The 13,243-nt window shown below is 63.3% G+C and carries 10 protein-coding genes (1 of these 10 running past the window's edge); 5 read left to right on the top strand and 5 right to left on the bottom strand.

Annotated features, from left to right (window positions below; all coding sequences use genetic code 11):
* Positions 1 to 753 precede the first annotated feature (753 nt).
* A complete protein-coding gene (locus DAAJ005_RS15205) occupies positions 754 to 3,693 on the top strand; it encodes a fasciclin domain-containing protein (RefSeq protein WP_151847841.1) in 2,940 nt (979 codons plus the stop codon).
* A 61-nt stretch (positions 3,694 to 3,754) separates the two neighbouring features.
* On the opposite strand, the gene DAAJ005_RS15200 is transcribed toward DAAJ005_RS15205, so the two are convergent.
* The gene (locus DAAJ005_RS15200) at positions 3,755 to 4,591 is read right to left on the bottom strand and encodes a metallophosphoesterase (RefSeq protein WP_151847840.1); all 837 of its coding nucleotides are present in this window, start codon (positions 4,589 to 4,591) and stop codon (positions 3,755 to 3,757) included.
* A 135-nt stretch (positions 4,592 to 4,726) separates the two neighbouring features.
* On the opposite strand from DAAJ005_RS15200, the gene DAAJ005_RS15195 reads away from it, so the two are divergent.
* Entirely contained in the window at positions 4,727 to 5,452 is a 726-nt protein-coding gene (locus tag DAAJ005_RS15195; RefSeq protein WP_151847839.1) for a DUF6683 family protein, read from the top strand.
* Between the two features lie 18 nt (positions 5,453 to 5,470).
* Here DAAJ005_RS15195 and DAAJ005_RS15190 read toward each other — a convergent pair whose 3' ends face one another.
* Positions 5,471 to 7,546 carry a hypothetical protein gene (locus DAAJ005_RS15190; protein WP_151847838.1) on the bottom strand — a complete coding sequence of 692 codons (2,076 nt, stop codon included), beginning with the start codon at positions 7,544 to 7,546 and terminating at the stop codon, positions 5,471 to 5,473.
* Between the two features lie 340 nt (positions 7,547 to 7,886).
* Here DAAJ005_RS15190 and DAAJ005_RS15185 point away from each other — a divergent pair, with 340 nt between their 5' ends.
* A complete protein-coding gene (locus DAAJ005_RS15185; RefSeq protein WP_151847837.1) occupies positions 7,887 to 8,636 on the top strand; it encodes a hypothetical protein in 750 nt (249 codons plus the stop codon).
* Positions 8,637 to 8,660: 24 nt separating this feature from the next.
* Here the strand turns inward: DAAJ005_RS15185 and DAAJ005_RS15180 are convergent, their stop codons facing one another.
* Both DAAJ005_RS15180 and DAAJ005_RS15175 read right to left on the bottom strand, forming a co-directional pair.
* Positions 8,661 to 9,767, bottom strand: coding sequence for an aldose epimerase family protein (locus DAAJ005_RS15180; RefSeq protein ID WP_151848603.1), 1,107 nt, complete (start codon positions 9,765 to 9,767; stop codon positions 8,661 to 8,663).
* A gap of 5 nt (positions 9,768 to 9,772) precedes the next feature.
* On the bottom strand, positions 9,773 to 10,135 hold the full coding sequence (locus DAAJ005_RS15175; protein WP_151847836.1) for an ArsC/Spx/MgsR family protein: 363 nt from the start codon (positions 10,133 to 10,135) through the stop codon (positions 9,773 to 9,775).
* Between the two features lie 152 nt (positions 10,136 to 10,287).
* Here DAAJ005_RS15175 and DAAJ005_RS15170 point away from each other — a divergent pair, with 152 nt between their 5' ends.
* Entirely contained in the window at positions 10,288 to 11,334 is a 1,047-nt protein-coding gene (locus DAAJ005_RS15170; protein WP_151847835.1) for a bifunctional transcriptional activator/DNA repair enzyme AdaA, read from the top strand.
* A gap of 83 nt (positions 11,335 to 11,417) precedes the next feature.
* On the opposite strand, the gene ruvB is transcribed toward DAAJ005_RS15170, so the two are convergent.
* Positions 11,418 to 12,413 carry a Holliday junction branch migration DNA helicase RuvB gene (ruvB, locus tag DAAJ005_RS15165; RefSeq protein WP_151847834.1) on the bottom strand — a complete coding sequence of 332 codons (996 nt, stop codon included), beginning with the start codon at positions 12,411 to 12,413 and terminating at the stop codon, positions 11,418 to 11,420.
* Positions 12,414 to 12,779: 366 nt separating this feature from the next.
* Between ruvB and DAAJ005_RS15160 the strand changes: the two genes are divergently transcribed.
* Positions 12,780 to 13,243, top strand: the 5' portion of a protein-coding gene (locus DAAJ005_RS15160) for a S4 domain-containing protein (protein ID WP_192930792.1). The gene runs 235 nt beyond the window's last position; the window shows 464 of its 699 coding nt (coding positions 1–464); its start codon is at positions 12,780 to 12,782; the stop codon falls past the right edge of the window.

Below are 13,243 nucleotides of genomic sequence, written 5' to 3'. Positions count from 1 at the left end.
ATACGAAGGCCACCCTAAAAGATGAAGTATTTCAAATCTCTTTCAAACCTGCCTCTGCCCGGGCACCGACCTGCGAAGACTGCCCTTCTACCGACAAGTTTGACTGACCGCACGTTAAATAATCGTTTCCCTCCGGCTGAGTTTCGGACCGCATCAGAGGGCTGCTGCGGGTGGCAGGATTTTTGCTCAGATTACTTTCATGGCTTGTCTCCCAGCGCGGGCTTCGAGCCTTTTGTCCTCTGGGTGGGGACGGATTGGTCAGATCAGGGTGGATATGTCACTGGAGCGCCGCCGATGTGCCAGAGATTCCACTCGCATGGAGCGGGCCAGACGCCGTTGGAGGTGGGGACGGTGGCTGATGCAATGGCTGATCTGGCACCGTATCTCCCATTCAGCCATACGGCATTCAGCCACGATTCGTTCAACCACCAGTCAGGTAATGGCCTTTTCACCGCTTCTTCACCGAGTCGTCGGCACGGCCTGCATCCATTCCTGTGGCAGCCTAAAATTGTTGTGCTGTCGTCTACTCGGAGCCTGAGAGCAATGCCGTGCCTTTCTGCTACACGGCAAGTCGGCCAGACACCTAAACGAAGATTTTTTCCATGTGTGATTTAGATGAGAAGAGGGCGTGGCTTACTGGCCTTTTCATTTACATGATCTGTCCCAAATCTTGTACAGGTTGCTTTTCATCTTGCTGTGGTGAAGATTGAGTGTCGGACGATTAGCAACCTAAAATCTGTCAGAGGTGAATTCATGAAGAAGCAGACCAGTCTCATCACGCTCGGCCTTTTGCTGGCCACTCCCGCCTTGGCTGGCGGTGCAGGCGCGCCTGTCGCCAAGCCCGCCCCCACCTGCATGTCCATCGCGCAGATCGTGACCAGCGACTCCAACTTCAGCACGCTGGCGACTGCCGTCGAGGCCGCTGGACTGACCGAGACATTGCAGGGCGGAACCTACACGGTTTTCGCACCCACCAATGCCGCTTTCGCCAAGCTGCCCAGTGACACGCTGGCCGCTGTGCTCAACGATCCTGAAGCCCTCAAGAACATCCTGCTGTACCACGTCGTGCCCGGCAAGGTCACGGCCAAGCAGGTCATGGGCATGACCTCTGGCAAGACGGCTCAGGGATCGAGCTTCCTGGTCACGATCAGCGACGGCAAGGTCATGATCGACAACGCCACCGTCACCAAGGCCGATGTGGTGGCCTGCAACGGCATCGTCCATGTGATCGATACCGTGTTGATGCCGGCCCCGGTGGCTGCGGCTGAGCCTGCCGTGCAGGAAGCCGAGCCGGTGGCCGAGGCCCCCGCCGAAGAGCCTGCCGCCGAGATGCCCGCACCCGCTGAGGAGCCGGTGGCCGAGGCCGCGCCGGAAATGCCGATGGCCCAGGCGGCCACCAGCATCGCCGATATTCCTGCCCTGCCCCTGAGCGGCGCGACCATGAGTGCCGACACCGCTGCGGCCACGACGACCACGGACGCCACCACCTCGACGGATACTGCCGCGACGGATACGGCGACCACCGATACCGCCGCAACGGACACTGCCGCGACGGATATGGCGACCACCGACACGGCGACCACGGATACGGCCACGGCTGATCCCAGCGCCGACGCCGACATGGCCGAGATGAACACCAACTCGCTGTACGACGTGATCGTCTCCGACGACCGCTTCAGCACCCTGCGCGATCTGCTCAGCGACGCAGGCATCACCGACATCCTGATGGACAACGAGTACACCATCTTCGCCCCCACCAACGAGGCGTTCGCTGCCGTTGATCCCGAGACGCTGGCCCTGATCGCCAGTGATCCCGACACGCTGCAGCAGGTGCTGCTGTACCACATCGCGACGGGCAAGATGACGGCAGATCAGGTGGCGGCGGAAAGCCAGATCAGCAGCCTGGAAGGCAGCAGCTTGAATGTCAAGAAAGACGGCGATACCCAGATGGTGGGCGACGCTAAGGTCACCGGCTCCGTGGATACTGCCGACAACGGCATCATCTACGTGATCGACAAGGTGCTGTTGCCCCCCACCCTGAAGCTGCCTGCCCCACCCACCCCGGCTGAGGCTCCTGTCGCCGCCGCGCCTGCACCTGCTGCGCCCGCGCCAACGCCCGCACCTGTGGCAACGCCCGCACCAGCTCCAGCACCTGCCGCCACCACCACGGCCACCGGGGCCGAGACCCTGGTCACGCGCCTGCAAGGTGAAGCCCAGTTCAGCACCCTGCTGAGCCTGATCCAGAAGGCCGGACTGGCCGACGCCCTGATGGCCAGCGACGTGACCATTTTCGCGCCCACCAACGACGCCTTCGCCAAGGTGCCCCAGGCCACCCTGGACGCCCTGATGGCCGATGACGCCAAGCTCAAGCAGGTTCTGACGTTCCACGTGGTGACTGGCCGCGTGACCGACACCGATCTGATGGGCGCACAGCTTCGCAGCCTGGAAGGCAGCAGCCTGGACCTCCAGACCAAGGGCGGCGTGCTGAGCATCGGCGTGCTGACGGGCGACGTGATCACCGGCGCAATGGTGAACGTGACCCCGATCATCGTGGGCAACAGCGCCGTCTATCCCATCGACAGCGTCCTGATTCCCCCGGACCTGACGTTGGGCACCGCCGCACCTGCTGCGGCACCTGCGGCTACGGCACCTGCTGCGCCTGCTCCAGTGGCCGTGCCCCCCGCGGCACCCGTCTCGCCCACCCCGGCAGCCGTTACGGGTGCCATGACCCTGCAACAGCGTCTGGCCTCCGAGCCTCAGTTCAGCACCCTGCTGAGCCTGCTCCAGACCGCTGAACTGACCACCCCCCTGATGGCCACTGACGTGACCCTCTTCGCGCCCACCAACGATGCCTTCGCCAAGCTGCCCAAGGCCACGCTGGACGCCCTGATGGCCGACAAGGCCTTGCTCAAGCAGGCCCTGAGCTTCCACGCGGTCAGTGGCCGCGTCATGGAAGCGGACCTCAAGACCACGCAGCTCCGCAGCCTGGAAGGCAGCAGCCTGGATCTCAAGGACACGGCAGGCGTACTGATGGTTGGCGTGCTGAACAACGGCGACATCACCGGCGCGACTGTAAATGTCACTCCGATCATTGTCGGCAACAGTGCCGTCTATCCCATTGATACGGTGCTGATCGCTCCTGACCTGAATCTGCCTGCGCCTGCCGCCGCCGCACCTGCTGCAACCGCTCCTGCGGCCACTGCGCCCGTGATGACGCCTCCGGCAGCACCCGTTTCGCCTACCCCGGCAGCCGCCACGGGTGCCATGACCCTGGAGCAGCGTCTGGCCTCCGAGCCTCAGTTCAGCACCCTGCTGAGCCTGCTTCAGACCGCTGAGCTGACCACGCCCCTGATGGCCAGCGACGTGACCCTCTTCGCTCCTACCAACGATGCCTTCGCCAAGGTGCCCAAGGCCACGCTGGACCGCCTGATGGCCGACAAGGCCCTGCTCAAGCAGGTTCTGACGTTCCATGTGGTGACTGGCCGCGTGACCGACACCGATCTGATGGGCGCACAGCTTCGCAGCCTGGAAGGCAGCAGCCTGGACCTCCAGACCAAGGGCGGCGTGCTGAGCATCGGCGTGCTGACGGGCGACGTGATTACCGGCGCAATGGTCAACGTGACCCCGATCATCGTGGGCAACAGCGCCGTCTATCCCATTGATAGCGTCCTGATTCCCCCGGACTTCAAGTAAAGCCAGACTTCAAGTAGAGCTTTCCTAGATTCCCCTGCCCGCCCTTGATTGGGCGGGTTTTTTATGGCCGCCGGGCGGGAAGGCGGCGCAGAAAGGTGTCCCAGGTCTGTGCATTGCGCGGCAGCCCCCCGTTCTCGGTCCAGGACCAGTACGGCGTGTACAGACTGCGTGAGCTGATGATCTCTTCCCGGAAAATCTGCGCGCTGAGGCCGGTGTCCAGCAGACCGCTGCTGCCGAAGCGTGCCAGCACACCTGTACGGTCATAGGGAACGGCCCGGAATTCAGTGTGCCAGTCGTCCGCTCCCGCTGTCAGGAGCAGGTACTGGGCGCGCGGATCACCGTTTGCAGGTGCGCCCACCGCTCCCGTGTTCAGCACCAGCACGCCGCCTACCTGTGCCTGCGCGGGGCGGTGGATGTGCGAGCCGATCAGGACGCCGTGTCCGGCGCTCAGCTCCTGCACGCGTTCGGGGCTGGTTCTCTCGCTGAGGCCCTCGCGGTAATGCTGCGGGGAGCCGTGGGCGATCAGCATGCTGGGTAGCCCTGGAATCTGCACAGTCCGCGTCAGGGGCCAGTCGGCGGGAACATGCAGCAGTCCGGCGCTGTTCAGTTGTTTGGCGCTCCAGGCGGTGGCCCCCCAGAAGGGATCGCTGAACCATTCGGCGGGCAGGTCCGGGCTGCGGGCGTCCCACATTCGCAGCAGGTCGTCGTGGTTGCCCAGCGTGAAGCTCACGTCATCCCGCGCAAGCAGCGTTTCCAGCGCTGCCACCGAGTCCGGTCCCCGGTTGACCACGTCGCCGTTGACAACCAACTGCTCTGCGCCCTGCGCCTGAGCGTCGGCCAGCACCGCCCGTAGCGCGTCCAGGTTGCCGTGAATGTCCGCGATGATGGCCAGGCGCATGTGTAGGGGAGTCTAACGAATGGGCGCCCACTGCAATGCAGCCCTTCCCGGTCTTGCTGTTCCGCTGGTGAGCGGACGCGTTGAGGGTATGAGGCGTTTCGATTCGCTCCAGCCCCGGCGGTATACCCTGACGCCATGCCCAAACGTGCTCCTGCTCTGGCCCTCATGCTGACGCTGGGAACAGCCGTTCAGGCCCAAAGCGCCCCCAGCGCTTCCGGGTTGTCAGGTTCCATTTTCAAACTGATGAACCAGGTGGGCGGCACGCCAGCGCCAGCGGGGCAGACGCCCAGCACGGCCACGCCCGCGCCTACGCCCTTCAAACCACTTGCCAAGCCCGAAATCCTGAAGTTCAAGGTCTCGCCCGCCGTGCGCCAGGAGGCCATCAACGGCTTCGTGAAGGAGATCTCAGCTTCCAGCCCAGAATCGGGAGCGGAGTGGCAGAAGCTCTTCAAGAGCGCTGACGTATTCGCCGAGCTGGACAAGGAGGCGAAGAGCAGGTTCGGCCTGGGTACCAGCAATCTGGCCGACACCTGGGCCATCTACTGGGGTTACGCCTGGATGATGACCCAGGGCCGGGGCGATGATCCCACCCGCACCCAGATGACGGCCCTGAGACAGCAGATGCAGACGCTGATGCTGGCCATTCCCGAGATCACCAAGCTGGACGACATGGGCAAGCAGAAGATGTCGGACACGTTGATCTTGCAAGTTGCGCTGTTCGGCGTGCTGGCCGAGGGCTGGAAGAATGACCCGGCCAGCTTCCAGGAATTCGCGGATGGCCTGACGGAAGGTTCACGCGGCATGGGTTTTGATCTGGCTCTGCTGAAGCTGACGGATGCGGGCTTCGTGGTGCAGAAGTAGTGCCATAGAAGTACGCGACTACTTCTCCGGCGCTCTATTCAGCCAGGTTCCGCCAATATTCAGGCGGTTGCCCAGCGTTGGGTCATTCTTCAGATCGGCGGCAGGCTGAGAGTACACGTACAGCCGTTGCGTGCGCCCGTCACTGAATGTGAGGGTCAGCCAGTTGTCTTTCAGGCTGTAGCTGCCCTGACCGCCGTCCCTGCGGGTATTGCCTCCACCGCCCGACACGCCGCCCCCGGTAATCAGGCTGGGCGAGATTAGCGTGGTGGTGGTGGAGCTGTATTTCCAGTTGAATTTGCCGTTCTTTGTAAATTGATAGCCGCTGGAGAGCGAGTTGTAGACGCCCGCGCCGCCGCCGAGTGCGCCCCCAATCGGGCCGTTGCCCCTGAAATCCTCTGTGCTGAACACTCCGGCCAGGTCAGCGGCCTTGACGGGCAGGGCGCGGGAATAGGTGGTGTCGCCCAGGGTAAAGCCTGCGGGCGTGATTTTGAAGGCTTCGGCGTCGTTCCAGGTGAGGTCATGGTCTTGCATTCGCAGCTTGCCGCCCGTCAGTTCGTAGCGGTCGCAGAAGGGATCGCCGTTCGGTTTGGTGCGGGCGCAGTCGGGCAAGCCGCCCAGTTGGGTGGGGTCAATGTCCGCCAGCAGGTAGCCGTCGGGTCGGAACAAACTGAGTTCCAGTTGATAGTTTTGCAAGAGGATGAGACCAGACATATATGGATGGTTTTGCAGGCTTACGAACAGCCCGTCTGGCCCGCCCTTGAGTCCCGTTCTGGGTGCGGCGCTCCGGCCATAGATCGGCGCGGGTTTGGGTGTGGTTTTGGCGCGGCACAGGGCAATCGGCGTGGTGGTGGTGCTGGTGTACCAGAAGCCCCGGCTCTCGGTCATCTTCTCACTGATGCTCAGGGTGCGGTTGCCCTCCGTGTCCTCGGTCATCTCGCCCGCGCTGAGGTCAAAGGGGCCGCCCGTGAACCTTGCCAGCCCCTGCCAGCCAGAGCCGCTACCGGACAACCCCAGCCGGGTGCGTCCGCTGCCTCTGGGCGTGCTGTACGTGCCGTCGCCAAAGGTCAGTGTGTACGGAGCGCCGCCGCCCGCGTCCTGGCAGGTCAGCGTTTCGTTGCCAATGCGTTTTCGGGTCAGTTCCAGGCGTAGCAGTTCGGCACCTGGCCCGGCTTGATAACAGCGGACATCACGCTTGCTGGCCGCATGGGTGGCATTGAATTCCTGACCGCTGTCCATGCCATTGATATAAGTTCTGCTGTTCGTTATTGGTCCCTCCAGCCCAATACTCCTGGTCTTGCCGCCTTCCTTGCGGGTTGTCCAGCGCCCTGAGGATCTGGCCGCGCCGTCGTTGAGAGCATACGTGCCACTGGCCGATACCTGAAGCCGCAGGTCAGGCGTGGGTGACATGGCCCGAACATCGTCGCCGGAATACTCGCCCACGAAATAGCAGTCAAACACGTCGGGCAGCAGATCATGTTTGGGGTCCAGGCCCTTCTTGCGGGCGGCTGGAAAGTCCATGCCCGGCACGCTGGACACCGTGCGGTTCTGGGCGGGCGTGGCCCAGGGCAGGGCGGGCAGGCGCGGCGGCGTGGGCGCGTCATTTTGCTGAGCACTGGGCCTATCCGGCGAGAATTGCACGCTGCCGAGCGGGGCCATCGCCTCTTCCGCATTTGCGCCAGCGTTCATCATCAGCAGGGCCAGCCCCCACTGGTCATTTTTGGCAAAGAAAAAGTAGGTCTGAATGTTGCTCTGGCCCGTTCTGGGGTCAGTCACCGCGCCCGTGAAGGGCAAAATCACCAGTCCACCCTCTGCCGTGCGCTTGCTCCCGGCCTGAAGCTGGCCCGCGTTGTTCTGGGTGATGTCTTTCATGGTGGCGGCGGCCACGGCTTCCAGCGTGCGTCCCCCGAGCGGTTCCGGCGGCGTGAACAGGTACACGGCGTTGTCGTAACCGAATGCCCGGATGCCGTCTTGCACGGACTCCCTGGCCCCTTCGGGCAGCGTGAATGTCCAGGCTCCGTAGGTGAAATTGGTGGCGTGGGCCGGGAAGTGTAGCAAAACGAGAAGGGCGCACAGTCGCAAAAAGAATCGGTGCATCGGGCCTCCGGGGGTCAGATGTTAACTGGCACCGAGTTTAACGCCCCAGCCTTCTGGAAACCTGCATCCTGAACTGATACGGACTCCGATGAAAAGGTGTTGGAAATACCTGTCATCCGAGCGGACTGGCAAAGCTGCGAAGCAGAGCGAGCAGCGTCCTCTCTTCGAGCTGTGCCAGTCGGTCCTCTCCCACGACGACAGTCTGTTCGCGACGATGGCGAGAAGGAGACAAACGGAATCCATATCAGTTCAAGCCGCTGACAGCATGGTTTTCATCTCCTGCTTGCTTATTCTGGATGCCGGATTGACAACTTCCATCCCTTTCTGCTGCGTTCACCGTATGTCCCGACTGTTAAGCGCCGGGGATGAAACGGGCCTGCACGAGCTGGGCGTTTCCTATCCCTCCATGCGTTGCCGTCATGTCACCAAGGCGACGGCGGTTCCGCGCTACGGCACAGGCAAAGCGCCCACGCCACCCAGGGGCAGCGGCGGTCTGAGCGGCGCGTATGTCCACTGGTACGCCGATCCGCTGGCCGTGCTGGGCTACGGCGGGTTGTGCTGGGCTGTGATGATCTTCGACAAATCCGGCTATGTGTTCACTGACGAGCCAGACACAGGTATGGACGAGGCTGACTGCGCCCACACCCATCCCAACGGCCTGCCGGTCTGCGAGGTGTACGTGGTTCAGAACGGCATGATCACGGTGGACAGCCAGAAGCCTGTGACCCTCAAGAAGGTGGGCAACGCGCTGGAAATAGACGGCGACACCTTTGAGCCGATGCTCAGGCTCGAAGGCATCAAGCTGAGTGGGCAGTACGAGTCCAGGTCATTTGTCGGCGGGGACGTGTGCAGCATGGTCAGCGGTGCGTCCACCTTCACCGACACCGGGACGTCCAAGGGCAATGTCACCGGCGGCTTCTCATCCAGCAGCCAGAGCGCCAGCAGCGGCACCTACGCTGTCAAGGACTACACCCTGATCCTGACCTACAGCGACAGCCACAAAGAACAGCTATTTGCTTTCGCCCTGCCCGATAAGAACAGCAAGCCCAAGTTAATTTGCTGCGGCTGGGGGGCAGTTCCTACACTCTGAATGCAAAGTAGAGAACAGATTCGCCTACTGGTCCAGCACCGAAAAACGCCACTGGGTTTGCGTGTGGTAAGGCTGGCTGGGCTGCACGATGATCGAAACTGTGCCCAGGCAGTCCAGCTCCGGCTGATTCACTGCGTCGGGGGCCTGCTGGGTTTCCAGACACAGGGCCGAGTGCTGCTCATACCGTGCCCCGTTCCAACCCCCGACGCTGCCACCCAGGAAATTGCTGCTGTAGAGCTGCACGCCGTTCTCGGTGGTCCAGACTTCCATGCGGCGTCCGCTGGCGGGGTCAGCCAAGACCGCCACCTGTTTCAGACACTCGCCCCCGTTCAGAAGGACGAAATGATGATCGTAGCCGCCTGCCCCCCGGAGCTGCGCGTCATCCGCATCCATATCCTGCCCTAGCGGTTTGCCCGCGCGGAAGTCGAAGGGCGTTCCCTGCACTTCCGTGATCGCGGTTGGAATCGCATTGTCGTCCACGGCCAGAAATCGGTCGGCGGGAAGGAGAAGGGTGTGATCCAGCACGCTGCCCGCGCCGCCGTTGGCCAGATTCCAGTAGGCGTGGTTGGTCAGGTTCAGCGGCGTGGGGGTGTCGGTGGTGGCCCAGCAGTCCAGGCTCAGCCAGCCGTCGTCACCCAGGGTGTAGCGGGCCGTCACGTCCACCGCGCCTGGGTAACCTTCCTCGCCGTCCGGGCTGTGATACCGGAAGGCCACACCGCGCAGGCCGTCACTCTCATCCAGCGCCGTCCCTTCCCAGCGCACGGCATGAAAGCCGCCGGGACCGCCGTGCAGATGGTTGGGTGGGTTGTTAAGGGCCAGTTGGTACTGCTGTCCGCCCAGCTCAAAGCGTCCACGCGCCGTCCGGTTGGCAACTCTTCCCACCGTCGCGCCGAAATACAGGGCGTCCTCCTGCTCCAGATAGACCGCCAGCTCGGGATGGCCCAGTAGCACGTCGCCGGGCACGCCGTCCCGGTCTGGCATCTGCACCCGCAGCAGCCGCGCGCCGTACTCGCCCAGCGTGACGGTCAGGCCGTTCGGGGCGCGCAGCACGAAAAGCTGCACGTCCTGACTGTCCGGCAGTGTTCCCCAGCGCCGCGTCTCCACCCCGGCCACAGTCTCTATCCCGGACATAACAGTCACTGGGCGTCTTCCAGCATGGCCTTCCAACCGGCCAGGTCCTCGCCCACGCTCAAGATCTTGCCGCCGCGCACCAGGGGCAGCCGCAGCAGCTCGGGCGTCTCGATCACCTTGGCGATCACGCCGTCCTCGGTGGTCCGCAGATACGCCAGATTGCTGCGCTCATACGCCTTGCCCTCCAGATCGAGCAGTTCATTGAGGCCAAATTTCTGCACGAAACGGGTCAGCTCGCCCTTCGCAATCGGGCGCTGCGTCAGGTCCACGAAATGGATCTTGACCTGTCGCTCCTTGAAAAACCGCTCGGCGGCGCGGGTTTCCTTGCTCTTTCTGGTGCCGAAGACCTGAATCTGGGGGACGGGCATGGGGGAAAGTGTAGAGGACGGTGGCAGTGATGTGCAGAAGCTGTGCAGGGTAGAAGTAGTGCAGTGCAGCAGTGGTCTGGTTCCACTCTGAGCGCAAGAAACAGAGTGCGCCCCCTGGCGTCCCCCGCTAAGCTGGCCCCAGAGGTGAGGGAATGGACGGTTCATATCCAACCGAGGAAAGCCGCTGGGAAGCTGTCCTGCTGCGGGACGTGCAGGCGGACGGGGCATTCTGGTATGGCGTGCGCTCCACCGGGATTTACTGCCGCCCGTCGTGTCCATCCCGGCGGCCCAGGCGCGAAAACGCGTCCTTTCACGACTCGTCCGAATTGGCGCGAACGGCTGGCTTGCGGGCCTGTCTGCGCTGCAAACCGGATGGCGTGAGTGCGGGTCTGCGGGTGGTGGCGCGGGTCGGGTTTCTGCTCGAAATCGCCGAGACGCCCCCAACACTTTCCGCCTTGGCCGCCGACGTGGGCCTCAGCCCCTTTCACCTTCAACGGCTGTTCAAACGCGCGGTGGGTCTGAGTCCCAAGCAGTACGCCCTGGGGCTTCGCAATCAACGTTTTAAGGAGGGTCTGAAAATGGGTAAGCCCGTAACGACAGCCATGTACGACGCCGGACACGAAACGTCCAGCACGCTCTACCGCGAAGACGGTCTGGGGATGACGCCGGGTGCGTACCGGATGGGCGGAGCTGGGCAGACCATTCATTTCGCCGTGGTGGACAGCAGGCTGGGGCCGATGCTGGTGGCCGCCACTGCGCGGGGTCTGTGTGGAGTCCGTTTCGGCGAGGCCGGGGCCATGACGGCGGAGCTGTGCGCCGAGTACCACGCCGCCGAGCTGGTTGAGGATGCCGCGCCGCTTCAGCCCTACATCCAGGGCTTGCGGGCTTATCTGGATGGCCTGAATCCTGGCCTGAACCTGAAGACAGAGGCCCCCGGCACCGATTTTCAGCAGCGGGTCTGGGCCGCCCTGCGCGAAATTCCCCACGGAGAGACGCGCACCTACGCCGAGCTGGCCGGGATGATCGATCAGCCCAGAGCGGTGCGCGCGGTGGCGACGGCCTGCGCCAGAAATCCAGTCGCGCTGGTGATCCCGTGCCACCGGATCGTCCCCAAGGTGGGCGGAAGCGGCGGCTACCGCTGGGGTGTGGAGCGCAAGGTGGCGTTGCTGGAGGCTGAAAGGGGAGAGCGGTTGCTTTAAAACTCTTGGCCTACAACGCCCTCGTATTAGAGAGGATCAAAAAATCCCCTCCATTGATGGAAAGGAGAGGTGAAGCGTCACCTCTAATTCGTATAAAGCCCCAAATCCCCATCCGCCCCGCCCACGGGCAACCCCAGATGGTCATAGGCGTGGGCCGTCGCCACCCGTCCGCGTGGGGTGCGCTTGATAAAACCCAGTTGGATCAGGTACGGCTCGTACACGTCTTCCAGGGTCAGCGCGTCCTCGGAAATGGCAGTGGCGAGGGTGTCCACGCCCACCGGCCCACCCGCGAAACGGTGGATCAGCGTTTCCAGGTACTTCTTGTCGCGGTCATCCAGCCCCGCCGTGTCCAGCCCCAGCTTGTCCAGGGCGCTGTAGGCCCGTTCCAGCTCAATGGTGCTTTCCCCGGCCACCTCGGCGTAATCGCGCACCCGGCGCAGCAGCCGCTTGGCGATTCGCATGGTCCCGCGCGAGCGCCCCCCTATTTCCAGGGCGGCTTCTTCAACCAACCCGAACCCCAGCAGCCGGGCGTCACGCAGTAGGTTGGTGGCGATTTCCTCGGGGGTGTAATACTCCAGATGCTCGATGATCCCAAAGCGCGAGCGCATCGGCGCGCTGATCAGGCCGGGCCGCGTGGTTGCGCCCACCAGCGTAAAGCGCGGCAGCGGCAGCTCGATGGTGCGCGCCGCCGGCCCCTGCCCCAGCACGATGTCCAGCTTGAAATCCTCCATCGCCGGATACAGGTGTTCTTCTGCCACCCGTCCCAGACGGTGAATCTCGTCGATGAACAGCACGTCGCCTTCCTCCAAGCTGTTGGTCAGGATGGCCGCCAGATCCCCTGGTTTCTCAATCGCCGGGCCGGAGGTCACGCGGATATTCACGCCCAGCTCGGCGGCGATGATGTGCGCCAGCGTGGTCTTGCCCAGCCCCGGCGGCCCGAACAGTAGCGTGTGGTCCAGCGCCTCCCTGCGGTTGCGGGCAGCTTGCAGGTACACGCCCAGCTTGTCCTTCAGCTTCTCCTGGCCCACGTATTCGGTCAGCGACTTGGGACGCAGGGCGGCGTCGAACGGTTCGGTCATGGGTGTAGTTTAGCGTAATTTAGCCCTGAGCGAAATAGGGTCAGGGGTTTAGTGTTCGGCAGAATGGGGGGGCGGTGGGGATAGCAGTGTGATGGGCGGCTCAACGCTGCTGGAAAGTTCGGTTTCTGGGCTGGCTCGCACGTTTAACCCCTCTGTTTCGCAGCTCTGCAAGTCCGCCTCTGTGGAGCACCTTCCCTTAGAAGGGAGGCAAGTCGATGATGTGTGGCGCGCTCAATTGCCCTCCTGGCTCCCGTGGGGGGGAGCTGGCTTCAAAGCAGACTGAGGGGTTAAACCGCAGATGGCAACTCCAGAAAACTGAGGAGCTGATTGCCCTCTCCCACTGCCTCACGCACTATCCTGCCAGGCATGAAGCAGAAACTCTCTACATTGGTGGCCCAGGCGCGCGGAGGCCGCGTGGTCCGCACCGGATTCCTGGACGGCGACGAGATCGACCGCCGCCTCCTGAACGAGGAAGACCTGCGCCACCGCATCGCTGGCGGCTTCCCCGACGCTCGCCGCGTGGTGCTGACGCTGTACCCCGCCCACATTCCAGAGGTGGATGCTGGCGTGATTGTGTTGCGCCTGACCCCCGCCCAGGCTGCCCCAGAGTGGGATGAGCAGGATTTCCTGGTGCAACTGCGCCGCCTGGAACTGAACGAGGACCAACTGGGCGACGTGCGCGAGGAACGCGGCAGCTTTCTGATCGCCGCCACGGGCAAGGCCGCCCAGACCCTAGAATCCCTGACCACGCTGGGGGGCCGTGACATTGAAGTCGAGGAAATCGGCGAGACGGCGGGCCGGGGCAGCAAGATCCGTGAGGTAGTGGTGCC

Origin of the sequence: Deinococcus sp. AJ005, assembly GCF_009017495.1 — a bacterium.
Classification (GTDB): Bacteria; Deinococcota; Deinococci; order Deinococcales; family Deinococcaceae; genus Deinococcus.
The sequence above is the reverse complement of the archived record's forward strand: the minus strand, read 5'-3'. Positions and strand labels throughout refer to the sequence as shown.

Coding starts and splice junctions, on each gene's coding strand:
- DAAJ005_RS15205 (WP_151847841.1), top strand. CDS start 754: ATGAAGAAGCAGACCAGTCTCATCACGCTCGGCCTTTTGCTGGCCACT.
- DAAJ005_RS15200 (WP_151847840.1), bottom strand. CDS start 4,591: ATGCGCCTGGCCATCATCGCGGACATTCACGGCAACCTGGACGCGCTA.
- DAAJ005_RS15195 (WP_151847839.1), top strand. CDS start 4,727: ATGCCCAAACGTGCTCCTGCTCTGGCCCTCATGCTGACGCTGGGAACA.
- DAAJ005_RS15190 (WP_151847838.1), bottom strand. CDS start 7,546: ATGCACCGATTCTTTTTGCGACTGTGCGCCCTTCTCGTTTTGCTACAC.
- DAAJ005_RS15185 (WP_151847837.1), top strand. CDS start 7,887: ATGTCCCGACTGTTAAGCGCCGGGGATGAAACGGGCCTGCACGAGCTG.
- DAAJ005_RS15180 (WP_151848603.1), bottom strand. CDS start 9,767: ATGTCCGGGATAGAGACTGTGGCCGGGGTGGAGACGCGGCGCTGGGGA.
- DAAJ005_RS15175 (WP_151847836.1), bottom strand. CDS start 10,135: ATGCCCGTCCCCCAGATTCAGGTCTTCGGCACCAGAAAGAGCAAGGAA.
- DAAJ005_RS15170 (WP_151847835.1), top strand. CDS start 10,288: ATGGACGGTTCATATCCAACCGAGGAAAGCCGCTGGGAAGCTGTCCTG.
- ruvB (WP_151847834.1), bottom strand. CDS start 12,413: ATGACCGAACCGTTCGACGCCGCCCTGCGTCCCAAGTCGCTGACCGAA.